The sequence below is a fragment of the Dickeya lacustris genome (assembly GCF_029635795.1).
Taxonomy (GTDB): Bacteria; Pseudomonadota; Gammaproteobacteria; order Enterobacterales; family Enterobacteriaceae; genus Dickeya; species Dickeya lacustris.
This window is the reverse complement of record NZ_CP114280.1, coordinates 1765346-1790458: the sequence shown is the minus strand read 5'-3', so window position 1 is coordinate 1790458 and position 25113 is coordinate 1765346. Positions and strand designations below refer to the sequence as shown.

Here is a 25113-nt window from a genome sequence, read left to right as displayed (position 1 = left end):
AAGGGTCTCTACATCGTTGCACGGCAACGAAGGTATCGCTGTGATAGCCGACATTGCCGATGCGTTCTCGGCTACCTGAGTATCAAACGTTGCTCGACGGAGTGAGAATCTTGCTGGTATTTCGTCACTAAAACGCTAAGAATGTGAGCTGAAACACCATTTCATCGCCAGTAGATGGTTTTATCGCGACGAGATGGCGTGTTCTTTATGGCTGAGAGGCTTCTGGCATAGTGGTTCGAAACAGGATGTCGTATGCAGTTGTTAAATTTGAAACAAGCTCGATTGCTAAGTTTTATCTTTATCATGGGAGGGCTGCTGCTTTTATTGGAGTTGCGCTTGCTGGCCTGCTTTATTGCGGGGTTTCTGGTGTATGAAATCATTAATCTGCTCACGCCATATTTTCAGAAAGTGATCAGTGGAAAACGTGCCAGATTAGTCGCGGTGGCGATGATAAGCACTTTGGTTGTCAGTTTACTGAGCCTGTTATTTGGTACGTTAGTCGGATTATTGATGCAGGAGATGAAGGATACCAGTGTATTTAATGCCCGTATCGCGTTTATCCTGAACGATGTGCAAAAGCAGATAATGACCTACTTACCGGGCTATCTGCCCGTCAGTGTGGAAGAGTTGCAGCATGAGTTTGTCGTATGGCTGCAAAAGCATGTTGAAATGCTCCAGAATCTGGGGAAAGACTTTTTACATGGTTTCGTGACCATGTTAATCGGCATGATTCTTGGGGCTATCATTTCTCTGAATAATATTCAGCCTTCGCTGGAAAAACCGTTGCTGAAAACAGAGCTGTTGCACCGGGTGTCGCTGTTGTCATCTTCATTTCGTAATATCGTGTTTGCTCAAGTGAAAATATCACTTGTTAACACCGTGCTCTCCGCTGTTTTTATATTGGGCCTGCTGCCCGGGTTCGGTATTCATTTACCGTTTTCCAAGACACTGGTGATCCTGACATTCGTTTTTGGGTTGTTGCCGGTTATAGGGAATCTCATCTCCAACTCGGTTGTGTTTATCGCCGCCTTATCGATATCTTTACCGATTGCGTTGCTGGCATTGGCTTACCTGATGTTGATTCACAAGCTGGAGTATTTTCTGAACGCACAGATTGTTGGTAGCCGTATCAAAGCGCACGCCTGGGAGATTTTACTGGCGATGCTGGTGTTTGAGGCTGCATTTGGTATTGCGGGCGTTATTGCCGCCCCGATTTATTACGCCTACCTGAAAAGTGAGCTGCGTGAAGCTGCATTGATTTAAGGCATGAGGCGGTCAGGCTGCGGCTTTCGTGCCACAGGCCTGATTGCCGTGACCTGAGCACACCGCTGGTAATATCCACCTTTCTTGCGCTTGCGCCACGACCGGAGCAACTGCGCTGACTTTTGTTTGCCCACCACACAGCCTGTCTCCTGCAACTATCCGTACCACATGTCTATACCTCTGGGGCATTGATGCCCATCGGCGAACGCCCTGTTACGGCCTTGAGTGTTCGGGCTAACGTGTTGGCTCAGGTATCGGGAACGTCTGTTTGGCGGACAAGGGGAGGTTGGCTGGCAGGGGCTGGAGGTAATGCGTTAGGGAAATGTCCGGCCACCAATCGGTGGGGGTGATGAAATAACAATGCCGCCCGGTGTGAAGTGGGCGGCATTAAAACACGTTAATCAGTAGTCTTAACGGGGTGACGTTGCGACAACCGGCTCAGGCGCTTCCTGCTGTGCTCCGAGTGGGTTATTGCCCCAGCACTGCTCGTATTTCCAACCCGTCAGGTCTTCAGCTACGGCGCGGGCTTCTGCTGGCACATCAGCAATGGCACCACCGGCTTTGATACGGGCAATTTCTTGCAACAGAATCATGTGGTTTTTGCGATCCAGGTTCATCTGTGCGCTGTAGTAGATTGCCACGACAGCCAATGCAATCACACCCAGAGAGAAGACACCAACGATAGCCAATACCGCACTTTCTGGTTGAGCTGCCTTGCCAGAGACGAAACCGAACTGGCTCAGAATCCATCCCATCGCAAAGACGATAACAGAGCGAACCATTTTACCAGCGAAGGTCATGGCACCGGCATAAATCCCTTCTCGACGGCGGCCTGTCAGCACTTCATCCACATCGGCGAGGAAGGTGTAGACTGTCCACGGAATGTAGTAGATACCACCGGTACTCAGGCCGAAAACCGCCGTGATACCGAACAGCACTACGATCATCGCTGTCTGAGACCAGCCAGTGAAGTACAGCGCGGCGTACGCAATCACGCTGACGATAACCACCATCAGGGCCAGACGATACGGACGACCAAAGCCCATTTTCACGCAGATGCCGATGAACAGGAAGGTCGAGATAAACTGCATTATCGAACTGAAGCTGTTGAGCTGCGAAACAACGGCAGTGCTTTGTTTCAGGCCGAATACGATGAAATAGGTAAACGCGGAAGCGAACAGCCATTCAGCACCGAAACCGAACAGGTACATCCCGAGGTGTTTACGGAAGATACGCAGACGGAAAGTAGAGACCATATCGGTGCTCAGTTTCTTCAGTGACTGCAACAGATTCTGAGTGTGCTCGCGCGTCACTTCAGATGGAGAACGTTCCCAGGAGGTGAGGTAGAGAGCAATCATGGCAGCACACATAATCGCGCCGTAAGCCAAACCGGTGTAGAAGAATGGCGTGGCAGAGTCTTTACCATAGATCCCGATGAATTGCCCCGGAATGAACGCAGCCAGGAAGTTGGCAACTTTACCGAAAATGGCTTTAGAACCTGTCAGTTTAGAGCGCATTTTGAAATCGGTGGTCATTTCGGTAGCGAGCGTCTCGTATGGCACCATAATCGAGGTATAAATCAGCTCGAATACGATGTAAGTCGCCAGGTAATACCAGAAACCAAACCCTTCCACCCACAGCATCGGGTAGACCAGTACCAGCGGGATACCCACCAGAATGAAGAAACGACGGCGGCCTAAAAGACGGCCAATACGGGTGTTGTAGAAGTTATCACTGATGTAACCCATGATAGGGTTACTGATAGCATCGATAACGCTCGCCACAGAGAAAATGGCGGCGGCCTGAACTAAGGTTAATCCACAGAATGTGGTGTAAAAATACATTAACCAGGCACCACTAATGGCTAATGCGCCACTGCCTAGCAGGTTCGCACTGCCGTAGCAGAGCGTGTGTTTGAACGTAATAGATTTACTCATAGTCAATTCGCCTAACAATATTAAAACATTATTTCATTTGAAATGAACTTATGTTCTTATCATTTGCCTGATCGCGACAAAAGTAAACTAGCCATCCCGTTCCTGAGGGCTTTTAATAGCAATCTGTCATGGAGATCATGAAATAAGTTTTTTTAATTTGATTCAGGGATAAGAGAAGAGAAACGCAGTAGTTTGCTGTTATGTGTTGTTTTTTTACTGTTTAACAATAAAAGAATGGGGTGGTGAAGAAAGTCATTCCAATGAGAGTGGTGAATTCATCAACACCATTTCGCAGTTTCAGAGAAGAAAAAGCAAGCATAATTGTAAAAAATGGCGATAAATTGTGATCAGGTTGTGATATGAGGCGCTTGCGCTTGCCCTGAATGTGATTTACCTCACGCGGCAAGACGGAGTATTTTATCGGGCTATAGGTCAGTTTCTTGGTAAGTTGTCATGCCAATTGTTGTCAGACTCGATGTGCTGTTGGCACAAAGAAAAATGAAATCCCGTGAACTGGCGATGTTAATCGGTATCACGGAGCAAAACCTTTCTCTACTGAAGTCCGGTAAGGTGAAAAGCATCCGGTTTGATACGCTGCAAAAAATTTGTGGCGCGTTGTCTTGCCAACCGGGTGATGTGCTGGAGTATCAAGCCGAGGAGTAACGGTATCGGATGTCCCGCGACCGGATGAACCGCTTATCCCGTCGCGGGCCTATAATGCCCTCAGATACTGATATTAATGCTTAAACAGGCTGGCAACAGTGGCTGCTGCCCCGTGGTCACGCAGTGATAAATAAGCTTGGGTTAATTCTTCCACCCAGGCTTTGTTGGCGCGGAGATCGTCGCTAAACAGAGCGTTAACGGATAACCAACCTTGTACCCTTTCGTGTGTATCCGGCGTACTTTGGGCGATGTGCTGCAAGCTCTCTGCCAGCGGATCGCGAATATCGATATGTTGCCCGGCATCATCCATACCACCGACATAACGCATCCAGCCGGCAATGCCCAGCGTAAGTGCGCGGTGATCGCTGCCGCGAGCCAGATGCCAGCGTAGCGAGGCCAGCATGCGCTGAGGCAGTTTTTGGCTACCATCCATCGCAATTTGCCAGGTGCGATGTTTGAGCGCCGGGTTAGAGAAGCGCTCAAGCAACTGTTCGGCATAAGCCTCGAGATCGATACCGCTGACCTGTAGCGTTGGCGCTTGTTCCTTTAGCATCAGGTGGCGCACGGCACGGCGGTAGTTTGCGTCATCCATGCAGTTGTTGATGTGCTCATAACCGGCCAGATAGCCAAGGTAAGCCAGAAATGAGTGGCTGCCGTTAAGCATGCGCAACTTCATTTCTTCAAACGGCAGTACATCGTCTACCAACTGGACGCCCGCGTGCTCCCATGCCGGTCGGCCGGCGACAAAGTTGTCTTCAACCACCCATTGAATGAACGGCTCACAGGCAATACCGCATGGGTCTGCAACACCGGTTGCCTGGGCAATTTGAGCCAGCGTTTCCGGGGTGGCGGCTGGCACAATTCTATCGACCATGGTATTGGGGAAGGTGACGTGCTCGGTTATCCACTGCGCCAGAGACGCGTCTTGCAAGCGAGCGGCATCGATAACCACCTGACGTGTGACCTTGCCATTCTCCGGCACATTGTCACAGGAGAGCACCGAGAATGGGGCAATGCCACGTTCCCGGCGCAGGCGTAGCGCCTCAGCCAGAATACCCGGCACCGACGACGGCTGGCGTGGATGCGCAATATCTTGTTGTACCAGTGGATTATCTTTATCCAGTTCCCCGCGATTACCCGCCCGACAATAGCCTTTTTCGGTAATGGTTAGCGACACAATGGCGACGTCCGGGTCTGCCAACTGTGCCAGAATCGCCGCGATCCCCTCAACCCGCGCATGCAGCGAACGGCAAACGGAACCGACAATAATCGCCTGATTGCCCTGTGCCGATTTCTCCAGCACGGTAAAAAGGTGATCCTGACGACGTAGCGCTGAAATCAGGGTGTCATCACTGAATAACACCACTTCGCAGATGCCCCAATCGCCGCCATGCTGCCTGAGCACCCGGTCAGTCAGCAATGCCTGGTGCGCGCGGTGAAATGCGCCAAAGCCGATGTGAACGATACGCGGTGTTACGCGCTGCCGGTCATAGTCAGGTGACAGTACGTTATCGGGAAGGGTTACATTGGAGATGTTTTTTTCGTTACTGGATAAGGTGTTGCTGGACATATCGGGCGTCCTGAAGTGAGAAAATTAACCGCCCAACCTTAACGGCCTTTGCAACGGGCGGCAACCATCATGTTGTGTGTTCTGAAGATGTTTCACAGTGTCAGGAACCCTGAGTGCGCGAGGCAGTATCCGTTGGGTTCAGCACGGGACGGGGCCGGATAAACCATGCGGGCAGCATGGCAAAGAAAAAGAATAATGCCACGACAAAGAAACCATCCTGATAAGCGAACATTTGCGCTTTAGGCGTCAAGACCGAGAGCAGGTAAGTCATGATACCGGGATTAATGCTGGTACTGAGCGGGTCGCCAAGTGGATTGCCCGCGTGCCCGAATAGCAGGCCGAGTTGGCGAATCGCATCAGGGCTGCGCGTATTATCCAGCATTAACGCTTGCGACAACATCTGGCCATGAAAGGTGGTGCGCCGTTCGATAAAGACAGAGAGCAGGTTGACGCCCATCGCGCCGCCGAGCTGACGCACAAAGTTGAGGCTGCCCGCGCCCTGTGCCAACTGGTGAGGCGGCAAGGCCCGCAGTGCGCCAGCATTCATGGCGGGGAGCATCAGGCCCAAACCCACCCGACCAATCACAATCCACCAGGCCATTGTCCAGAACGGCGTGTCGGTGTCGGCTTCACTGGATAACCAGCATGATAAGCCAAACAGCAGCAGCCCTATCATCACCAACGTATGCGGCCTGAGTTTATCGCTTAATGAACCGGCCAGCGGAAATACCATGCCAAGGGCTAATCCGGCGGGCATTAGTAACAAGCCTGAGCGTGTTGGGGTATACCCCTGAATACTCTGGACAAATAGCGGAATAATATAGGTTGAGCCATAAATACCGGCACCTAACGCAAAGGCAACGATACAGCCTGATGTGAAGGCGGGATTCGCAAACACGCGCAGATTGAGCAGCGGGTGCGGCGTGGTGAATTCGCGCAGGATAAACAGCAGCATCGTGATAACGGCGACCGCCAGCAGGCTGATGATGAACAGTGAATCCCACCCGGTACGTTGGCCGTTTGAGAGCCCCGCCAGCAACGCGGTTAGCGCAATCACCAGCAGAATAAACCCTGCGGTATCAAATTGATGAGTGGCACCAGCCCGGTGAGGGCTTTTAGCCGGAAGAATCACCACGGCGGCAGCTATTCCTGCCAGACAAAATGGCACCACCACCATAAATACGGCGCGCCAGTCGAGAGAATCGACCATCAGGCCGCCTGCCGCAGGGCCTAATGCCGGGGCCAGCACCACGCCCACGCCATAAATACCCATTGCTTTGCCTCGCTCTGAAACCGGAAAAACCTGCGAGATAATAATCATGGCTAACGGCTGGATAATGCCGCTGGCACCGCCCTGAAGAATTCGGGCGATAATCACCTCTGCGCTGCTTTGGCTAAACGTGCCAAGAAGACTGCCCAGCACAAAGATAACCAGTGCCCCGACATAGGTAGCGCGGTAGCCAAACCGCTCCAGTGTCCATGCCGTGACGAGCATGGTGGCCGTCATTGAAGCGAGAAACGCGGTAGAGAGCCACTGCGCCTGATCCTGACCCATGCCAAATGCCCCCATGATATCGTGCATGGCGACATTCACGATGGTGGCGGTGGCGGTGGTGGCAATCGTCCCCAGCATGATGGTAAAGGTGGCCAGCCAGCGGTAGCTGTCGCCAAAGCGGGCGGCCTGGCTTTCAAGCGGCGACAACACAGGCTTATTTGGCGACATGGATGCTCACTTCCGCCATTAACCCCGGTTTCAGGCTCTCATCAGGGGTATCCAGTGCGATGCGAACCGGTACGCGTTGGGTAATTTTCGTGAAGTTGCCTGACGGGTTTGGACTGGGCAGCAGGGCAAACTGGCTGGTGGCGGTATTGCCGACGCGAATCACTTTGCCGCTGAAATGCTTGTCCGGGTAGGCATCGATTTGTATATCAACAGATTGCCCGACGTTAACTTGCCCGATAGCGGTTTCTTTAATATTGGCCTCCACCCACACGTGATGAGGCGAGTGAATCAACATAATCCACTGCCCTGCCTGCACATAACTGCCGCTATTGACGAAGGTTCTGTCCACTACGCCATCTATCGGTGAGTATAGGGCACGGTCTGCAATATCCTGTTTTAGCTGATCAAGCTGCGCTTGTAAGGCAATACGCTGTTGGCGTTGCATCTCGATTTGCCTGTCTTGCACCTGCAAGGTGTGGCGCTGTGCTTCGGCGTTATTCAACGCAGCCTGCCGAGCCGTGCGCTGCGCCTGTGCTTCATGCAGTTCGCTTTGGCGTTGTAATAATTGCGTATGGGATTCGTCCCAGGTTTTTCGTGGCGTCAGGTTGCTTTTCAGTAATTGATCGTCGCGCTGAAAATTGTTTTGCGCCAGGGCGAGCTGAGAGCTGGCATTGGTCACGGCAGAATCTGCAGAAGAGAGATTGGCCCGCGCTTCATCCAGCGCCGCCTGAGTGGTTAAATCCGTCACTTGCCGTTGGGTCTGACTATAAATGATTTGTGCATCGGCGGCAGCCAGCGTTCCCTCTTGTTCCGCCAGTTTTAGACGGGCTTCGCGATCATCAATCTGAGCCAGCAACTGGCCTTTTTTGATGATATCGCCATCAATAACCGGCCGGGCGGCCAGCCAGCCGCTTTCCCGACTGGCCAGCGAAATGACCTCACCCATGACGCGGGCATCGGTTTCGTTGACGTGGGTCAAGCGCTGGTGAAACCAGTATGACAAGGCGAGCGCTATCAATAACAACAGCGTGCTGCCAGTGAGTAAAAAGGTACGCTGACGCGGATTCAGGCGGCGCAGCCCCGCCAGTTTTGAGGTGTGATGATTCATGACTGACGGCTTTCTGTTTTAGCGAGATTGTCGATAACCTGGCTTATCACCCGGCTGACATGTTGGATATCCTGCTCGTCGAGCCCTTCTAAGGCGTGATGACGTACTTGTGCCGCGATCAGTTCTACCCGGTTGACCAGTTCAATGCCGCTCTCGGTAAGGTGTATTTCCTTAAAGCGGCGATCATTGCCTTCACGACGCTCGATCACGCCTTGCTTTTGCAAATTATCAAGGACTCTGACGACCGCCGAGGCATCCAGCCCCAGCGATTCAGCCAACGCCTTTTGATGGATAGGCGTATTGCCACGAGCAATGAACAACAACGGGAGCCAGGCGGCTTGGGTTAAGCCGTAGGGTTGAAGTTCCCGGTCTATCACCCGTCGCCATAGGCGGGTGGTTTGGCCTAACTGGATAGCAAAATTCCGGCGGGCGGAAGACTCAGTCTGTGACATAACGGTACTCATGGAGTGAATGAAATATCGGATGGGTATTAGTTAACCAAATCAATAGATGACAAGTCAATTGATTTTGAGCGTGAAAGTCTCATTGGCGGGCAATAGCGGATTTAGGCAGGCGCTGCACGATGTGGCGGTGGGGCATAGGCTATTTAACATAGGTGGTTGCCGCGTGTTGTGCCGGAGGCTACAGAGGGTAAAGCGATAGGTAAATGTGAGGCTGACGGCGAAGGAACGCGCCAGAAAAAATCAGGGCAGCGGATGGGCTGCCCTGATGAGGGGGATTAGGACTGGCTGGATGCGGTGGTGGAGACCACCGTCGTAGCCGGTGCCTGGGTGTTATCCGGGCTGCTGGTCTGCTGGATGGCCGGAGCCTGCGGTGCAACCGGCGCGGTTTCTTCCGGGCCGTTGACTTTGACCGGCATACCGACACGGTTTTGCAGCGCCTGGTTGACGGCGTTCTCGCTCACGCTGGCATCTGCCAGTGTTTTGCTGACAACCGGTGTCAGTTTGATTGGCGCTGGCGCTGATGAATTGAACTCTTCTTCCGTGCGTGACAGCGGGTTGTGAACCTCGACGTAGCGTGAACCGTCTGGCTCAACGGTGGCTTTTACCGGCTCGTTAATAAACTGTACGCGGGTGCCGACCGGAACGTGGTTAAACAGGTACTTGATGTCGTCTGCACGTAAGCGCACACAGCCGTGGCTGACGCGCAGGCCGATGCCAAAATTGGCGTTGGTGCCGTGAATCGCATAGAGCTTACCGATGTAGAGCGCATACAGGCCCATCGGGTTATCCGGGCCTGCCGGGTAAACCTGCGGCAGGTATTCGCCACGAGCGGCATATTCTGCGTGCATGGCCGCAGTGGGCGTCCAGGTTGGGCGCTCTTTCTTACGCTGCACGGATGTTACCCAGTTAATCGGCGTGTCTTTACCCAACTGGCCGATACCGATAGGCAACACGACCACGGTTTTTGAACCTTTCGGGTAGTAGTACAGACGCATTTCCGCCGTGTTGATCACAATACCTTCACGCGGCGCATCAGGAAGAATCAACTGCTGCGGTACAATCATGGTGCTGCCCGGCTTCGGCAGATAAACGTCGATGCCCGGATTCGCTTCCAGTAGGTTGCTCAGGCCCATCTGGTATTGGGCAGCGAATTGCTCCAGCGGAGCCGTGCTGTCTTTAGGAATGGTTACTTCAATGTTTTCACCGACCAGCCGACTGTTTGGCGCTGGCAAGGGATAAACCACGGCGAGAGCTGTCTGGCTGAAAGCCGCCACCGTTACAACTACTGATGTCAGGATCGCGCGAATACTCATTTTCATGTCTTTGTTGAGTGTTAAAGCCATTGTGGCAAAGGAATTGTTGTTATACCGGTATGACTCGGGTTGCTGGTCGTCTGGCTGCCTGGTGACTGCCACCGGAATCATTCGGTATCTCCGGCTCACAACTGGCCGGATGCGCATTATATGTTCAGAATGGTGACAGGAAAACCCGATGTACAATCCATTACATTTCTTTGTCATCAAAACGGTTGATTTATAACCACTGGTCAACGTAACAGACGATAAAGGGAGCAGAATGCTCCCTTTGTCATACTGCGGCGCGCTGTGCGCTTATTCCGGCGTATTTTTCTCCGCTTTTCCTGCCAGCATGCTCAGAAAATCGTAGCGACGGCGTAGGTCAGCTTCGGCTTCGGCATAGAGCTGGGCGGCGGCATCCGGCTGTAGGGTATTCAGGCGGCGAAAGCGTTGCTCGTTGAGCAGCGTATCGCTCAGGCTGGCCGACGGTGCGCGTGAGTCTGTCACCAGCGCCGGTTTCCCTTCCTCGGCGCGTCTCGGGTCGAATCGGTAGAGCGGCCAGAATCCGGTGGTGGTGAGCTGGCGCATTTGCTCGTGGCTGTGCGCCAAATCATAACCGTGCTCCTCACACGGGCTGTAGGCGATAATCAACGACGGGCCCGGCCAGGCTTCGGCTTCCTGAATGGCTTTAACCGTCTGGTTTAACTGAGCGCCCAGTGAGATTTGCGCCACATAGACATGGCCGTACATCATCACATTGATGCCCAGGTCTTTACGCGCTTTGCGCTTGCCGTGTTCGCCGAATTTGGTGACGGCGCCAAGCGGCGTCGCTTTGGATTGCTGGCCGCCGGTGTTGGAGTAGCACTGGGTATCCAGCACCAGTACGTTAACGTTCTCCGACAGGCTCATCACGTGGTCAAGGCCGCCGTAGCCAATATCGTAAGCCCAGCCGTCACCGCCAATCAGCCAAACGGATTTTTCGACCAAGTGGTCGGCATCGGCTGACAACTGGCGCGCGGCATCGCTGGTGTGCGTTTGCAGTAACTGGCGCATCTGGGCAATCTGCTCGCGGCGTGCATCAACGGTGACACGGCTGTCGCGCAGGCCCTCGACCAATTCTGGCGGGAGCTGGTCACTCAGCTGCTCCAGCAGGCGCAGCGCGCGCTGGCGGTGGCTATCGACGCTCAGGCGAAAGCCCAGGCCGAATTCGGCATTGTCTTCAAACAGCGAGTTAGCCCAGGCCGGGCCCCGGCCATTGGCGTCGGTTGTCCACGGTGTGGTGGGCAGGTTGCCGCCGTAAATCGACGAGCAGCCGGTGGCATTGGCAATCAGCAGGCGATCGCCATAGAGCTGTGTCAGCAGCTTGATATAGGGGGTTTCGCCACAGCCTGAGCAGGCACCAGAGTATTCAAACAGCGGGGTAATCAGCTGCGAGGTACGAATATCGATGCGTTCAATCTGGCTGCGGTCAATTTCCGGCAGCGTCAGGAAGAAATCGTAGTGCGTTTTCTCTGTCGCGACATGCTCCAGACGCGGCTCCATGTTGATGGCTTTAATGTCCGGGTTTTGGCGATCTTTGGCCGGGCAGACTTCGACACACAGGTTACAACCGGTGCAATCTTCAGGGGCCACTTGCAGTACATATTTTTGGCCGCGCATATCGCGCGCCTTCACGTCCAGCGAGGCCAGTGACGCCGGAGCCTCCGCCATTGCCGTGGCCGGAACGACTTTCGCGCGGATAGCCGAATGCGGGCAGGCGGCAACGCAGTGGTTGCATTGCGTACAGAGTTCAGCTTTCCACAGCGGGATACGCTCTGCGATGTTGCGTTTCTCCCACTGGGTGGTGCCGGTAGGCCAGGTGCCGTCCGGCGGCAGGGCCGACACCGGCAGGCTGTCACCCAGCCCGGCTAGCATGGCGGCGGTCACGGTTTTTACAAAATCAGGGGCGGCATTGGACACGACCGGTGGGCGGTGTGGGCTGGCCGGATTGACCGGTTCCAGCGCGACGGCGTCGAGTGAAGCGAGCGTGGCATCCAGCGCCTGCCAGTTCCGCTCGACCAGTTCCTGGCCTTTGTTGCCATAACTGCTGCTGATGGCGTCGCGCAGTTTATCGCGTGCATTCTCGCCCGGCAGAATTTGCGTCAGGTGGAAGAAGGCCATCTGCATCACGGTGTTGATGCGTGCGCCTAACTGACACTCCCGCGCGATTTTGGCCGCATTAATGCAGTACACCCGCGCCTGCCGCTGGTTTAAACCGGCCTGAACCTCTTGTGGCAACCGCGCCCACAGTTCGCTTGCGCTATACGGGGCATTGACGAGGAAGATTCCGCCCGGTTTCAGGCGATCGACCATGCTGTACTTCTCGATAAACTGCCATTGGTGGCAGGCGACAAAATCCGCCTGTTCAATGAGATAGGCCGAGTGAATCGGGTGCGGGCCGACGCGCATGTGTGAGACCGTCAGGCTACCGGCTTTCTTGGAGTCGTAGACGAAATACCCCTGAACGAACAACGGCGTAGCGGTGCCGACGATTTTAATCGAGTTTTTGGCGGCAGAAACCGTGCCGTCGCTGCCAAGGCCGTAAAACAGCGCTTGCAGCGACATCTGCGTCGGCATCGGTTGCCCGGACAGCGGCAGTGATAAATGGGTCACATCGTCATAAATACCGACGGTAAAACGCGCTCTGGGGTTAGTAAGCGCCAACTCGTTATATACCGCTTCTACGCACTGCGGCGTGAACTCTTTGGAGGAGAGCCCGTAACGGCCACCGATGACTTGCGGCATCAGCGAGCGCTCACCGCGAGAGAAGGCTTCTGCCAGTGCCGTCATCACATCCAGATACAACGGTTCGGCCAGCGCACCCGGCTCTTTGGTTCTGTCGAGCACGGCAATGCGCTGCGCGCTCTGCGGGATGCAGCCCAGCAGGTGTTGTGCCGAAAAGGGGCGATAAAGGCGCACTTTCACCACCCCGACCTTTTCGCCGCGCGCCAGCAGCGCATCGACCACTTCTTCACAGGTGCCGCTGCCTGAACCCATGATAACCACCACGCGTGTGGCTTGTGGGTGGCCGTAATACTCAAAAGGCTGATACTGGCGGCCGGTGACGCCAGCGAAATCATCCATCGCCTGTACGACATGGCCAACGGCGGCGTCATACCACGGGTTGGTTGCTTCCCGTGCCTGGAAGAACGTATCGGGGTTGGACGCCGTTCCCCGGATAACCGGGCGATCGGGTGTGAGTGCTCGCTCACGGTAGGCATCAATTGCAGCCTGTGGCAGCAACGTGCGCAACACATCATCGCTCAGGGGCGCAATTTTATTGATTTCATGCGAGGTGCGAAAACCATCGAAGAAATGGATAAACGGCAAGCGACTATTCAGACTGGCCATTTGCGCAATCAGCGCGAAGTCTTGCGCTTCTTGCACACTGCTGGCGCAGAGCATGGCGCACCCGGTTTGGCGTACCGCCATCACATCGGAATGATCACAAAAAATCGACAATGCATGCGTTGCGACGGTGCGTGCGGCGACATGCAATACCAACGGCGTCAGTTGGCCGGCCAGTTTGTACAGCGTCGGGATCATCAGCAGTAACCCCTGCGATGAGGTAAACGAGGTGGACAGGGCACCGGTTTGCAGCGCGCCGTGTACCGTGGCGATGGCACCGGCTTCCGATTGCATCTCAATCACCCGAGGTGTGTCTCCCCAGATATTTTTGCGTTCGTCACTCGACCAGGCGGCGGCCTGTTCCGCCATGGTCGAACTGGGCGTAATGGGGTAGATGGCGATGACTTCGCTGGTGCGAAACGCAACGGAAGCGACCGCGTTATTACCATCGGTGGTGATCATGACGTAACCTTCTCACTGATTGCTGAATTGATGACCCTGCGGGGGCTTATTATCGCTATCTCGCTGAGTTTTTTGACCGACGCTGACCTGGCAGAGTTGTTTCAAGATGTGTATAGGCGTATGGCCCGGTATTGAAGACAGCACCGTCATGGTTGCTGCCCGCATCATAACAGCTTGGGCAAGGCGTTTGCAGTGATAGTCGGCTAATCAGAGGAGTGAGGCGTTGTTTTCTTTCGCTGGACGAGCAGAGACCGCCACGCGCCCGTTTTTCTCATGGGGCGGATATTTTCCGGCGAAGAATGTGACCGGACACGCTGTAATGAACCGGTTAAATTGACGTTAATATGTGAAGAGGTTTCTATCCGGCGAGATGTTAAGCCTATGTCTATACTCAAGATGTGAGCCAGGATGGAAAAAAGTAACCTGTACCTTTAAAGCGTGATAAGTCAGTGGAAGGATAGGCATCTGCGCCTATGCTGAAAGTAATACCATGATGTACCTGATGCTGATACGTCATGCCTCAGGTGTAAACATCCCAGACGCGAGGGTTAAGGATAGCGGTTCTACTCCAGGGGGAGTTTTCGCGGTCTTCGGGCTGATTATCGATTTCGACGGAAGGAGCAGCGCTATGTTTAACGATCTGAGAGAAAAAATGGTGACGGTATTAGCTCGAATCCGCGAAAGGGGCTACGGGCCGCAAGAGGCTATCATGCATATCGTGCAGTCCCTGGGGAGTCGTTATAGCGATGTGTCCAGAGTGAACGTATTAACGTCGAAATTGATCGCAGATGTCATTTACTCCACCTATCAGGATGAGACATCCGCGCTGGAAATCGCCGGTATTATTCGCATACTGGGTTATGCCAGCCGTGACGTGGTGGGCGGTATTCACGGGCAGTTTCCCGAGCTGACCCCTGAAGAGGTAGGGCGCATCGTGCTCAATGAGCAGGTCTACCCGAATATCGATCGCAGCACCTTTGTCGCGGCGATGACATACGGCGGCTATTCCCGTGAAGAAAGCGAGCAGGTGGCCACGCTGCTTTACTCATGAACGGTTTCCTGGGCGCGGAAAGGTGCGCGGCACCTTTCTGGAACCGTGGCCGATGAGAATGCCACCTAAACAGTACGCCATAAGGCACACATGCCCGCTGTGCTGGCGCGACTGAGAAGGAGAGCACCATGTCGCCACAACCCTCACTGACCACCGAACACCTGATACTGCGCCCGTTACACGGCCACGATGCCGGGCCTATCTGCACATTGCTAAATAGCGATCCGAGCATATCGGCCATGACGCTACTCATTCCTTATCCCTGCTCGCTTGAAGCGGTACAACGCTGGATTGCCGATTTCCAGCAATACTGGCTACAGCGCAACGGCATTGCTTATGCCATTTGTCACCGAGGCAGCCAACAGATTATTGGCGCTATTTCACTGGTATCGCTGGAAACGGCGCACCCGGAAATTGGTTACTGGCTGGAACCGGCCTTTCGACAGCAGGGGCTGGGCACTGAAGCCAGCCGCATGCTCTGCCAATTCGCCTTTAATGAACTGGGTATCGAAAAAATCTACGGTTGTCATTTACCGCAAAATACCGCTTCTGGCAGGGTGCTGCTGAAATGCGGTTTTCACTCCCTGGGGCTGCGGGTGGTGTTCTTGAATACGCTCCAGCGGCAGGAAACGGTCGCCGTTTATATGATGGAGCCGTCACGCATGCAACTTTCTGCCTGATGCGTCGCTGATAGGAGAATTGGGATGGGGTTTCGCCGTGGGGCAGCAAAATAAGACAACCGGGCGGGAGCTGACGAGCGATGGCGGTTGACGTCTACGCCAGGCTGCGGTGGGCAGGGGGCTGGCGTAGACGATAATGATTATTCAACGACTAGCCATTCGTCGGCTTCTTCAAACATTTCCTCGACGATGCGATTGATGGTGGATTTGTCCTGCTTGCTGGCGTTGGAGTTAATTGCATTCGCCTGCATCGGCTTGATTTTGATCTCCGCGTCTGGGAATACCCGGTGAATCCGTTTGGTCAGCTCGTTTTTGATCTGTTCTGCCGCGTTGGGTAATCCGCTCACGTTTCTTTTGTCGTAAACCAGCTCTACATACATTGCTGCCATTGCTGTGTCTCCATAAAAAATACTGGTTGAATATACAGCGTTTGCGTGAATCGGCGCAATGCTTTTTTTATGCGCTTTTCGCCAGCGTTTTTTCCATATAGACACTCAACGGATCGTCGCCATAAGGGGGAAACGGGCCGCGTATTTGATAGCCATGGCGCATATACAGGCGGATCGCCTGAGGTTGATGAATGCCGGTTTCCAGCCTGATAACCCAACAACCTGCATGATGGGCTCGTTTTTCCAGTTGTCTGAGCAGTTGATCGGCCGCTCCGCTGCCCCGGCACTCAGGCGAGAGGTAAATTCGCTTCATTTCGCCCTCACCCGGTTTACGCAACACGATTGCGCCACAGCCTACGGCGTGGCCGTTTGCGTGGCGAATAACCAAAAAAATCAGTTTATCCGTCGCCACGGTGCGCAAATCAGTGAAGTGGCAGCACTCCGCCGGGTACAGCGTTGACTGATACGCATCCAACTGTGCCAGCAGCGCGAGCACCTCCGGCTGGTCAACGGCTTCCGGCTGGATGGAGAACAGGGGGGAATGATGAGGAGACATATCGGTTGCGCCATTATCAGAAAGTGAACGTACTATTCCATATAATTCCATGATAAAAAAGAGGATTTCTTATTGTGGTCAATTTTTTAAAACCGTGCTATCACTGTATCTGGAAGCCAAAAGGAGCAAAATATGACCACGTTGCGAGTGGCGAGGCCGGTCACGGATTTGGCGCGTAGTGAACGGATGTACTGCGATGGCGTAGGATTGCAGAAATTAAGCGCGTTTGCGCAACATGATGGATTCAGTGGTGTTATGCTGGGGCTACCGGGGTTGGCCTGGCATCTGGAGTTTACGGTTTGCCATCACCATCCGGTCAGACCGACTCCGACGGAAGACGATTTACTGGTGCTGTACATTCCCGAGCCGATACGGTGGCAGGCAACCTGTGAGCGTATGGTGCAGGCCGGGTTCAGCGTGGTGACGTCATTTAATCCTTACTGGGATCGGCTGGGAAAAACGTTTGTCGATCCCGACGGTTATCGGATGGTGCTGCAAGCCGGGCGTTGGCCGATAGCCGACTGATAATGAAGAGAACGACCATGTTTATCATCAGTCTGACATACACAGCGCCAATGGATGAAGTTGAGGGATTTTTGGAATCGCACGTCACCTGGCTCAAACGAGGCTATGAACAGGGAATATTTATCGCCTCGGGGCGCAAGAACCCGCGTACCGGCGGGGTGATTCTGGCCCGCAGTATTGAGCGTGCCGCACTGGAGGATTTTCTCAAACAAGATCCGTTTCAGGCGGTGGCAAGCTATGAGGTAATTAATTTTCAGCCATCTATGACCAGCGACAGTTTTGCGATGTTAAGCCGCGTGTGATGCTGATGAGAGAAACCCGGCTTAGTCAGCCGGGCTGGCTGGCGACAAGAGGGCGTACTGGTACGCCCTCTTTGCGTTTATACGGCTTATATTTATACGACTTACGTTTATATGACCTGCGGTTATACCGTTGTCGTAAAAATGACGCATGCTCGCCGAGACGCTGGCGGATAGCCGCAACCGCCGCGCCGGGCGCACGGCGAACCATCCGGGTTACTCTGGCGAGACAGAACTTTGCAGGTTTGTGTCTTGTGCATGGCGCTCCAGCGCCAGTTCTATCAGTTGCGTAATTAACTCGCTGTAGCCAAGGCCGCTGGCTTCCCAGAGTTTGGGGTACATGCTGATGTTGGTAAAACCAGGCAGCGTGTTGATCTCATTGACGATCACCTGATTATCTGGTGTCAGGAACACGTCTACTCGCGCCATGCCACGGCAATCCAGCGTTTGGAAAGCCAGCAGCGCCAGTTCACGAATACGCTGATGCACGGCGTCATCCATCGGGGCCGGGATCGCCACCGCTGCACCGGCTTCACTGATGTACTTGGTATCGTAAGAGTAGAATTCGTCATGCAGGACGATTTCGCCGCACAGACTGGCTTTCGGGTAGTCATTACCGAGTACCGCGCATTCGATTTCCCGCCCGACAATCGCCGACTCGACCAGCACTTTGTGGTCATAACGGAAGGCCAGCGCCAGCGCCTCGTCGAACTCGGCGCGGTTGCGCACCTTGCTGACGCCAACCGATGACCCCTGATTCGCCGGTTTGACGAACAGCGGCAGGCCTAATTCCGCGCTCAGGCTGTCATAACTGTGGCGCGCGCGGTTGGCGCGCGTCAGCGTCACGAACGGGGCGACCTGTAAACCGGCATCGCGCAATAACCGTTTGGTGATGTCTTTATCCATGCTGACTGCCGAGCCCAGCACGCTGCTGCCGACAAACGGGATATTCGCCATACGCAGCAACCCTTGCAGCGAACCGTCTTCGCCCAGCGTGCCGTGTACGATAGGGAAAATAACGTCAATCTGCGATAGCGCGCCCGCGCCCTGGGTGTCAATCAACTGATGATGGGTTTGCCCCGGAATCAACGCCACATTCTGGCTGGAGCGATTAAGGGCGATAAGCTTGGGATTATCCGCGTTCAGCAGGTAGTTGGAGGCGTCATTAACGTGCCATTCGCCTTGCTTGTCGATGCCCAACAACACGACATCGAACCGCGTTTTATCAATGGCATCCACAATATTCTTTGCCGACTGGAGAGACACTTCGTGCTCAGAGGATTTACCACCAAAAACCACGCCAACCCGAATTTTACTCATATCACTCTTTCCGTTATGGGATCAGTTGTACTGGCTACTGCCTGATAAGACGTTATTTGATCTAGGGCTGCAAGAGTATCATTTCAGGCCGGACGACGGGACTTTTTTCCATCAGATACGTGCATGTGAATGCGGCAATATTCGCCATGATTTTCCGGTTCATGGCGAGTGATGAGGCTGTCGCCGCGCGATGGTCATCGGCGCAGGCGCAGCGAAACACGCGGTCATTTGGCGGCAGGTGGCGAGGATAATTGCCGTGTTGGCTGGCGGTTGCCCTGACGGTAGGCCAGCGACACCATCAGCGATTGCACCAAACAGAGCGTCGCTGACTGGGAGCGGAACGCATCCACCTGCGCTTCCTTTACCACGAAACAGACATCGCTGAGGCTGGCAAGCGGGCTGAGTTGGCTGTCGGTGATGACTATCTGGCGCGCCCCGGCGCGGGCGGCTAGTTCGCTTGCCATCACGGTTTCGGGCGCGTAGGGCGAAAAACTGATGGACACCACCACATCCTGTTCGCTGACCCGACATAGCTGCTCGTGAAACATGCCGCCCAGCCCATTGACCAGTACCGGCCGACTCTCCAGATGGCTTAACGCATACGCCATGTACGCCGCCACGCTAAATGAACGTCGTAGCCCGACGATATAAATGGTTTGCGCCTGCGCCAGCCACTCGACGGCTTTTTCCAGCGTTTCAGGCGCGGTACGCGTGGCGAGCTGTTGCATCGCCTGGGCGTTAGATCGCGCAAACTCATGCAATATGTCTTGCGGGCGTTCTGGCGCGGCTTCTTCCATTTCACGGAATAGCCGCGCGCGGTCAGTGTAGCTGGCGGTTTCCTCAACCAGATTCATGCGAAACAGCTGTTTCATTTCATTGAACCCGCTGAACTCAAACGCATTGGCAAAACGGATAAGCGTGGACGGCGGCACATCGGCTTGCTCGGCGATGATGGCTACGGTGTCGAACGCGACGCTATTGGTGTTATCAAGCACATAGCGGGCCACTTGTTGCAGGCGTTTGCTGAGTGTGTCGTACCGGGCGCGGATTTGCTGTTGTAATTCTCTCAGGTTGGTCGCCATCGCCATGATTCTTCTCCGTCACGCAGGCGGGATACAGTCGCTCAGATTCTAGTGAGTTGAACCGGCATTTCAAACCGTTTTCTGATGTTTAACGTGAAAAATAGAATAAATAATTCAATTGGCTCGCCGCTTAACTGAACGATAAAACGCTATCGGGTCGCGTTATTGCTGGGTTTTTCGAAAATCCACGCTGGATCACAATAATCAACATTTATTTTATTTCCTATTAAAATGAAATTTTCATTTCATATACAGTAATGCGGTAGCAGCCAATTGCCCCTTAACCCCAGCGGAGGTGTCATGATGGAAACGGTCTCGAATTTTATCCACGGCGAGCGCGCAGAAAGTCACAGTGGCCGGTTTGCCCCGGTGTATAACCCGGCGACAGGCGAGCAAACGCGGCAGGTGGCATTAAGCAGCGCGGCGGAAGTTGAACAGGCTATCCACGCGGCGGCCAACGCGTTCCCCGACTGGGCCAGGCAGTCGCCGCTGCGCCGGGCTCGTGTGTTATTCCGTTTTAAGGCGCTGCTGGAAGAGAATATGGATAAGCTGGCGCGCGTTATCTCTGATGAGCATGGCAAAGTTTACTCTGATGCGCTCGGCGAACTGACCCGTGGCATCGAGGTGGTTGAGTTTGCCTGTGGCATGGCGCACCTGCAAAAAGGCGAACACTCGGCGAATGTCGGCAGCGGGGTGGACAGCCATTCGCTGATGCAGCCTTTGGGGGTGTGCGTGGGCATTACGCCGTTTAACTTCCCGGCGATGGTGCCGATGTGGATGTTCCCGATTGCGCTGGCGACCGGTAATACCTTTGTGCTTAAGCCGTCGGAGAAAGATCCTTCGCTGTCGCTGCTGCTGGCGCAATTACTGAGCGCCGCCGGTTTACCGCCGGGGGTCTTTAACGTGGTACAAGGCGACAAAGAAGCGGTGGATGTCCTGCTCAGTGATGCGCGCGTTCAGGCGGTGAGTTTTGTCGGCTCGACGCCGGTGGCGGAGTACATCTACCGTACCGCCTCGGTGCACGGCAAGCGCTGTCAGGCATTAGGCGGTGCGAAAAATCACTGCATCCTGATGCCGGATGCCGACATGGACATGGCCGCCAGCGCGATTCTGGGAGCCGCTTACGGCGCGGCAGGCGAGCGCTGCATGGCGTTATCGGTGGTGGTGGCGGTGGGTGATGAGACGGCGGAAGCGCTGTGCCAGTCGCTGGAGCGGCAGATTGCCGCCATGCGCGTCGGCCCCGGCCTGACAGAGGAAAAAGAGTATGACATGGGGCCGGTGATTTCGGCGGCTCACCGTGACAGCATCATCGGTTATATTCAGCGCGGCGTTGAGCAGGGCGCAACGCTGCGGGTGGATGGCCGTGCCCTTCGCGTAGCGGGGCATGAGCAGGGTTATTTTGTCGGCCCGACGCTGTTTGATAACGTGACGCCGCAGATGGATATTTACCGGAAAGAGATTTTCGGCCCGGTGCTTGCGGTGGTGCGCGTGCCGGACTACCAGACCGCGCTGACGCTTATCAACCAGCATGAGTACGGTAACGGCGCGGCGATTTTTACCCGTGATGGCGATACTGCACGCCAGTTCAGCGAGGAGGTGCAGGCGGGGATGGTCGGCGTAAACGTGCCGATCCCGGTGCCGATGGCGTTTCACAGCTTTGGCGGCTGGAAACGCTCTATCTTTGGTGCGCTCAATGTACACGGCAATGACGGCGTGCGTTTTTATACCCGCATGAAAACCGTGACCAGCCGCTGGCCTGCCAGCATCAGGCTTACGCAGCACACCAGCCATTTTGTGATGCCGACGCTGGAATAATGCCACTTCAGGTGCAGGAGCAGAGCGATGCAAACATTGAACATGACCATGGCGCAGGCGCTGGTTAAGTTTCTGAATCAGCAATACCTTGAGGTCGATGGTGTGGAAACCCCGCTGTTTGCCGGGGTGATGACTATTTTTGGCCACGGCAATGTGCTGGGCATCGGGCAAGCGCTGGAGCAGGAACCGGGGCACTTGCGCGTGTATCAGGGCTGTAATGAACAGGGAATGGCGCACATCGCCATTGGTTTTGCCAGGCAGCACCGCCGCCTGCGTGTGATGGCGGTGACGACATCGGTTGGGCCGGGCGCGGCGAATCTGGTGACTGCGGCCGCCACCGCTACCGCTAACCGCATTCCGCTATTGCTGCTGCCGGGCGATCTGTTTGCCAGCCGTCAGCCCGACCCGGTATTACAGCAAATCGAGCAGTACCACGATGCGACCCTCAGTACCAATGACAGCCTGAGGCCGGTTAGCCGCTATTGGGATCGCCTCTCCCGCCCCGAGCAACTGATGAGCGCGTTGCTCAATGCCATGCGGGTGCTGACTGACCCGGCCGATACCGGAGCGGTGACACTGTGTTTGCCACAGGATGTACAGGGGCAAGCCTGGGATTATCCGGCGGCCTTTTTCCAGCGCCGGGTACACCATCTGGAACGTCGTCCGCCGGATGCGTCCCGTCTGGCGCAGGCGGCGGCACTGCTGGCGCGCAAGCAGCGGCCATTGTTGATTTGCGGCGGCGGCGTGCGTTACGCCGGGGCGCATGAGGCTTTCCAGGCCTTTGCCGAACGCAGCCAGATACCTTTTGCCGAAACGCAGGCGGGCAAGAGCGCGGTGGTGTCGTCCCATCCGCTCAACGTCGGCGGAATTGGTGTGACCGGCGGGCAGGCGGCCAACCGGCTGGCGGCGCAGGCAGATGTGGTGATTGGTGTCGGCACCCGCCTGACTGATTTCACCACCGCGTCGAAGTCGCTATTCACGCATCCCGACGTGGAGTTTTTACTGTTGAATGTGGCGGAATTTGACGCCCTGAAGCTGGATGCCACTGCCTTGATAGCCGATGCGCGCGTCGGGTTGCAGGCCCTGTCTGCGGCGACCGAAGGCTATTGCAGCGCCTGGGGCGAGGCGATAGCGAAGGCCCGCGCCGACTGGCAGCGTGAGTGCGAGCGCCTTGCCGCCCGTCGCGATGACGATGGGCAGGGGCTGGAAATCGCCGGGCACCTTGAGGCGCAACTGGCGGAATACCGCGAAGCGCTGGGGACGCGTTTGATGCAAACCCGTGTGCTGGGCCTGCTTAACCAGGCGCTGGAGGAGGATGCCATCATCGTGGGGGCCGCCGGTTCCCTGCCGGGGGATTTACAGCGGCTTTGGCAGGTCAACACGCCAGACAGCTACCATCTGGAGTACGGTTACTCCTGCATGGGCTATGAAATCGCGGCGGCGATGGGCGCACGGCTGGCCGCGCCGTCGCAGCCGGTGTATGCCATGGTGGGCGATGGCTCTTACCTGATGCTGCACAGTGAACTGCACACGGCGGTACAAGAGGGCATCAAAATCACGGTGCTGTTGTTTGATAATGCCGGTTTTGGCTGCATCAATAATTTGCAGATGAGCCAGGGCATGGGCAGTTTTGCCACCGAAAACCGCAGACGAGAGCCGGGCAGTGGCCGGTTGACCGGCCCGCTGGTGACGGTAGATTTCGCCCGCAATGCCGAAAGCTACGGCGTGCGCGCCTGGACGGTGCGCGATGAAGCCTCGCTGTTGCACGCCTTACGCGAGGCGCAGGCGCACCCCGGCCCGTGTCTGCTGGATATCAAAGTGTTGCCCAAGAGCATGTCGCACGGTTATGACGCCTGGTGGAACATCGGCACGGCGCAAACGGCGGAAAACCCGGCGATTGTCGATGCCGCCCGCGAGGTGCAATTACAGCGCGCCCGCGCGCGGCAGTATTAAGTGATTAACCGGGTATTAAGTTATTACGTCATCCGGCAGGCGCTGCGCCGTCTCTGATTGCGGCGTTGCGCCTGATTTATCGCTTGCGCCAAGGGGCCGGTTACTGCTCTGCCTCCTCTTTTCTGCGATAGACGGGAAAGCCTTCCGGTTTTAAATCCGGGTGGTCGAGCGAAATATCATTAATCACATTGCACAGCGTATGGATGAGGTAGCCCACCTGATGTCGGCATTTTTTATATTCCTCTTGCGGTAATTGTTGGCCTAATTCGACCAGCTCTTTTTCAACCAGCACGATCATTTTTGATGACTGGTTAAGCACTTTTCTGGCTATCTCTTTATCGGTAATAAACAAGGCGAAACTCCAAATATTGGTTAAGCAGAGAAAGGGGATTGGCCTGAGTCAGGGCCGCGTTATTCCTTCATTAATTCCTGCAACATTCTTTCCGGGTGATTGAGAAATGATCGCGTAATTTGGTAATGATCCGTATCGCGATAATTGACTGACGAAAGCGCTGCACCATCAAATTGATAGATCAACGCATCGGGATAACCGAGCAGAATCGGCGAATGGGTGGCGATGATAAATTGCGAGTCATCCCGAATCAGGTCATGCATTCTGGCCAGCATCGCCAATTGTCTGGCGGGGGAGAGCGCCGCTTCCGGTTCATCGAGCAGGTATAATCCTTGGCTGCCAAAGCGGCTCATCATCAGTGAGAGAAACGACTCGCCGTGCGACTGCTCATGTAACGAGTGGCCGCCATAGGAATTAATCACCGGCGGGCTGGCGGCGGGTTCGGCATCAAGGCGTTCGATTTCGGAGGCCAGATTAAAAAAGCTTTCGGCACGGAAGAAAAAGCCCGTGCGCGGAGGCTTCACCCCTTTGGCGATTCTCAGGTAATGCGATAATTCGGAATGTGATGCCCGCGTGCTGAAATGAAAATTGCGCGTACCGCCTTCGGGGTTAAACCCCATGGCGACGGCGATAGCCTCCAGCAGGGTGGATTTCCCTGAACCATTCTCGCCGATAAAAAACGTGACGTTGGGATGGAGCGGGAGCGTATCAAGAGCGTGGATCGCGGGAATGGAGAAAGGATACCCCTCAAATGACGGCACATCATCACGCCGCAGCGAAACATGGCTGATGTATTGGCTGGAAATCATATGCGCTAATCTGCTACCGATGAGTGTAAATGCTACTCATTATCATGATTTTGCCTGCCCATGCCAACAGGCAGAGCCGATACCGGCAGAGGAATCTCACCGCCGCGCTGTTTAATCCAGTGTCTTTTGAAATATTCATTTCATTTTGTGGCGGTAAGCCTGATGGCGAGACAGGCATAAACCGCACGGCCTTCTGTCAGCGCACCGCTCATCCGTCTCGCTTTTGGGGCATTCTCCGCCAGACACGGCTATGCCATAAAACGGATACACCATGAAGCGTGGCCGGGCAATCGGGCGGCCTGTCGTTGGCTTTTCCCCCGCTGGGGCCATCCTGCTGATTCCGTGACTTTGCTAACACTATTTTGCTGATTTGTCACCAAAGTGTTATCTGGTGCGCAAAAACGTAATTT

21 protein-coding genes are annotated in these 25113 nt (G+C 55.0%); 8 read left to right on the top strand and 13 right to left on the bottom strand.

The features are described 5' to 3' along the window. Window positions 1-252 precede the first annotated feature (252 nt). Window positions 253-1263, top strand: coding sequence for an AI-2E family transporter (locus O1Q98_RS08075; protein WP_125258328.1), 1011 nt, complete (start codon window positions 253-255; stop codon window positions 1261-1263). A 410-nt stretch (window positions 1264-1673) separates the two neighbouring features. Here the strand turns inward: O1Q98_RS08075 and O1Q98_RS08070 are convergent, their stop codons facing one another. Continuing rightward, window positions 1674-3200, bottom strand: a complete 1527-nt coding sequence (locus O1Q98_RS08070) for an MFS transporter (protein WP_125258329.1) — start codon at window positions 3198-3200, stop codon at window positions 1674-1676. Window positions 3201-3653: 453 nt separating this feature from the next. On the opposite strand from O1Q98_RS08070, the gene O1Q98_RS08065 reads away from it, so the two are divergent. Next, window positions 3654-3863 (top strand): helix-turn-helix domain-containing protein, encoded by a 210-nt coding sequence (locus O1Q98_RS08065; RefSeq protein ID WP_125258330.1) that lies wholly within the window; start codon window positions 3654-3656, stop codon window positions 3861-3863. A gap of 73 nt (window positions 3864-3936) precedes the next feature. Here O1Q98_RS08065 and O1Q98_RS08060 read toward each other — a convergent pair whose 3' ends face one another. The 6 genes from O1Q98_RS08060 to nifJ all read right to left on the bottom strand — a co-directional run bounded on the left by O1Q98_RS08060 (window position 3937) and on the right by nifJ (window position 13872). Next, window positions 3937-5433: a mannitol dehydrogenase family protein gene (locus O1Q98_RS08060; protein ID WP_125258331.1), complete on the bottom strand. Its 1497-nt coding sequence runs from the start codon at window positions 5431-5433 to the stop codon at window positions 3937-3939. Window positions 5434-5533: 100 nt separating this feature from the next. Next, complete coding sequence (locus O1Q98_RS08055) at window positions 5534-7135, bottom strand: DHA2 family efflux MFS transporter permease subunit (protein ID WP_125258388.1); 1602 nt, start codon at window positions 7133-7135, stop codon at window positions 5534-5536. Window positions 7136-7142: 7 nt separating this feature from the next. After that, window positions 7143-8264 carry an HlyD family secretion protein gene (locus O1Q98_RS08050; RefSeq protein ID WP_125258332.1) on the bottom strand — a complete coding sequence of 374 codons (1122 nt, stop codon included), beginning with the start codon at window positions 8262-8264 and terminating at the stop codon, window positions 7143-7145. Then, window positions 8261-8716, bottom strand: coding sequence for a MarR family winged helix-turn-helix transcriptional regulator (locus O1Q98_RS08045; protein WP_125258333.1), 456 nt, complete (start codon window positions 8714-8716; stop codon window positions 8261-8263). The genes O1Q98_RS08050 and O1Q98_RS08045 overlap by 4 nt, the downstream gene beginning before the upstream one ends. 287 nt (window positions 8717-9003) lie before the next feature. Further along, complete coding sequence (locus O1Q98_RS08040) at window positions 9004-10041, bottom strand: L,D-transpeptidase family protein (protein ID WP_125258334.1); 1038 nt, start codon at window positions 10039-10041, stop codon at window positions 9004-9006. A gap of 297 nt (window positions 10042-10338) precedes the next feature. After that, window positions 10339-13872 carry a pyruvate:ferredoxin (flavodoxin) oxidoreductase gene (nifJ, locus tag O1Q98_RS08035; RefSeq protein WP_125258335.1) on the bottom strand — a complete coding sequence of 1178 codons (3534 nt, stop codon included), beginning with the start codon at window positions 13870-13872 and terminating at the stop codon, window positions 10339-10341. Between the two features lie 628 nt (window positions 13873-14500). Here nifJ and O1Q98_RS08030 point away from each other — a divergent pair. Both O1Q98_RS08030 and O1Q98_RS08025 read left to right on the top strand, forming a co-directional pair. Beyond that, on the top strand, window positions 14501-14923 hold the full coding sequence (locus tag O1Q98_RS08030; RefSeq protein WP_125258336.1) for a hypothetical protein: 423 nt from the start codon (window positions 14501-14503) through the stop codon (window positions 14921-14923). Between the two features lie 128 nt (window positions 14924-15051). Next, entirely contained in the window at window positions 15052-15603 is a 552-nt protein-coding gene (locus O1Q98_RS08025; RefSeq protein ID WP_125258337.1) for a GNAT family N-acetyltransferase, read from the top strand. Window positions 15604-15743: 140 nt separating this feature from the next. Here O1Q98_RS08025 and O1Q98_RS08020 read toward each other — a convergent pair whose 3' ends face one another. Both O1Q98_RS08020 and O1Q98_RS08015 read right to left on the bottom strand, forming a co-directional pair. After that, the gene (locus O1Q98_RS08020; protein ID WP_125258389.1) at window positions 15744-15983 is read right to left on the bottom strand and encodes a DinI family protein; all 240 of its coding nucleotides are present in this window, start codon (window positions 15981-15983) and stop codon (window positions 15744-15746) included. A gap of 76 nt (window positions 15984-16059) precedes the next feature. Beyond that, the gene (locus O1Q98_RS08015) at window positions 16060-16548 is read right to left on the bottom strand and encodes a GNAT family N-acetyltransferase (protein ID WP_125258338.1); all 489 of its coding nucleotides are present in this window, start codon (window positions 16546-16548) and stop codon (window positions 16060-16062) included. A 132-nt stretch (window positions 16549-16680) separates the two neighbouring features. Here O1Q98_RS08015 and O1Q98_RS08010 point away from each other — a divergent pair, with 132 nt between their 5' ends. Together O1Q98_RS08010 and O1Q98_RS08005 are read left to right on the top strand one after the other, a co-directional pair. Beyond that, on the top strand, window positions 16681-17073 hold the full coding sequence (locus O1Q98_RS08010) for a VOC family protein (RefSeq protein WP_125258339.1): 393 nt from the start codon (window positions 16681-16683) through the stop codon (window positions 17071-17073). A gap of 17 nt (window positions 17074-17090) precedes the next feature. Then, window positions 17091-17375, top strand: coding sequence for a YciI family protein (locus O1Q98_RS08005; protein ID WP_125258340.1), 285 nt, complete (start codon window positions 17091-17093; stop codon window positions 17373-17375). 213 nt (window positions 17376-17588) lie between these two features. Here O1Q98_RS08005 and ddlA read toward each other — a convergent pair whose 3' ends face one another. Then, window positions 17589-18692, bottom strand: coding sequence for a D-alanine--D-alanine ligase (ddlA, locus tag O1Q98_RS08000; protein ID WP_125258341.1), 1104 nt, complete (start codon window positions 18690-18692; stop codon window positions 17589-17591). Between the two features lie 224 nt (window positions 18693-18916). After that, window positions 18917-19780, bottom strand: a complete 864-nt coding sequence (locus O1Q98_RS07995) for a MurR/RpiR family transcriptional regulator (protein WP_125258342.1) — start codon at window positions 19778-19780, stop codon at window positions 18917-18919. 297 nt (window positions 19781-20077) lie between these two features. Between O1Q98_RS07995 and O1Q98_RS07990 the strand changes: the two genes are divergently transcribed. Further along, window positions 20078-21589: a CoA-acylating methylmalonate-semialdehyde dehydrogenase gene (locus tag O1Q98_RS07990; RefSeq protein WP_125258390.1), complete on the top strand. Its 1512-nt coding sequence runs from the start codon at window positions 20078-20080 to the stop codon at window positions 21587-21589. Between the two features lie 27 nt (window positions 21590-21616). After that, complete coding sequence (gene iolD / locus O1Q98_RS07985; RefSeq protein WP_125258343.1) at window positions 21617-23542, top strand: 3D-(3,5/4)-trihydroxycyclohexane-1,2-dione acylhydrolase (decyclizing); 1926 nt, start codon at window positions 21617-21619, stop codon at window positions 23540-23542. A gap of 100 nt (window positions 23543-23642) precedes the next feature. Here the strand turns inward: iolD and O1Q98_RS07980 are convergent, their stop codons facing one another. Further along, on the bottom strand, window positions 23643-23894 hold the full coding sequence (locus tag O1Q98_RS07980; RefSeq protein WP_125258344.1) for a hypothetical protein: 252 nt from the start codon (window positions 23892-23894) through the stop codon (window positions 23643-23645). 59 nt (window positions 23895-23953) lie between these two features. Then, a complete protein-coding gene (locus O1Q98_RS07975) occupies window positions 23954-24703 on the bottom strand; it encodes an AAA family ATPase (protein WP_125258345.1) in 750 nt (249 codons plus the stop codon). Window positions 24704-25113 lie beyond the last annotated feature (410 nt).

Coding starts and splice junctions, on each gene's coding strand:
- nifJ (WP_125258335.1), bottom strand. CDS start 13,872: ATGATCACCACCGATGGTAATAACGCGGTCGCTTCCGTTGCGTTTCGC.
- O1Q98_RS07990 (WP_125258390.1), top strand. CDS start 20,078: ATGGAAACGGTCTCGAATTTTATCCACGGCGAGCGCGCAGAAAGTCAC.
- O1Q98_RS08065 (WP_125258330.1), top strand. CDS start 3,654: ATGCCAATTGTTGTCAGACTCGATGTGCTGTTGGCACAAAGAAAAATG.
- O1Q98_RS08050 (WP_125258332.1), bottom strand. CDS start 8,264: ATGAATCATCACACCTCAAAACTGGCGGGGCTGCGCCGCCTGAATCCG.
- O1Q98_RS08020 (WP_125258389.1), bottom strand. CDS start 15,983: ATGTATGTAGAGCTGGTTTACGACAAAAGAAACGTGAGCGGATTACCC.
- O1Q98_RS08075 (WP_125258328.1), top strand. CDS start 253: ATGCAGTTGTTAAATTTGAAACAAGCTCGATTGCTAAGTTTTATCTTT.
- O1Q98_RS08025 (WP_125258337.1), top strand. CDS start 15,052: ATGTCGCCACAACCCTCACTGACCACCGAACACCTGATACTGCGCCCG.
- O1Q98_RS08070 (WP_125258329.1), bottom strand. CDS start 3,200: ATGAGTAAATCTATTACGTTCAAACACACGCTCTGCTACGGCAGTGCG.
- O1Q98_RS08005 (WP_125258340.1), top strand. CDS start 17,091: ATGTTTATCATCAGTCTGACATACACAGCGCCAATGGATGAAGTTGAG.
- ddlA (WP_125258341.1), bottom strand. CDS start 18,692: ATGAGTAAAATTCGGGTTGGCGTGGTTTTTGGTGGTAAATCCTCTGAG.
- O1Q98_RS08045 (WP_125258333.1), bottom strand. CDS start 8,716: ATGTCACAGACTGAGTCTTCCGCCCGCCGGAATTTTGCTATCCAGTTA.
- iolD (WP_125258343.1), top strand. CDS start 21,617: ATGCAAACATTGAACATGACCATGGCGCAGGCGCTGGTTAAGTTTCTG.
- O1Q98_RS07975 (WP_125258345.1), bottom strand. CDS start 24,703: ATGATTTCCAGCCAATACATCAGCCATGTTTCGCTGCGGCGTGATGAT.
- O1Q98_RS07995 (WP_125258342.1), bottom strand. CDS start 19,780: ATGGCGATGGCGACCAACCTGAGAGAATTACAACAGCAAATCCGCGCC.
- O1Q98_RS08030 (WP_125258336.1), top strand. CDS start 14,501: ATGTTTAACGATCTGAGAGAAAAAATGGTGACGGTATTAGCTCGAATC.
- O1Q98_RS08040 (WP_125258334.1), bottom strand. CDS start 10,041: ATGAGTATTCGCGCGATCCTGACATCAGTAGTTGTAACGGTGGCGGCT.
- O1Q98_RS08060 (WP_125258331.1), bottom strand. CDS start 5,433: ATGTCCAGCAACACCTTATCCAGTAACGAAAAAAACATCTCCAATGTA.
- O1Q98_RS08010 (WP_125258339.1), top strand. CDS start 16,681: ATGACCACGTTGCGAGTGGCGAGGCCGGTCACGGATTTGGCGCGTAGT.
- O1Q98_RS08015 (WP_125258338.1), bottom strand. CDS start 16,548: ATGTCTCCTCATCATTCCCCCCTGTTCTCCATCCAGCCGGAAGCCGTT.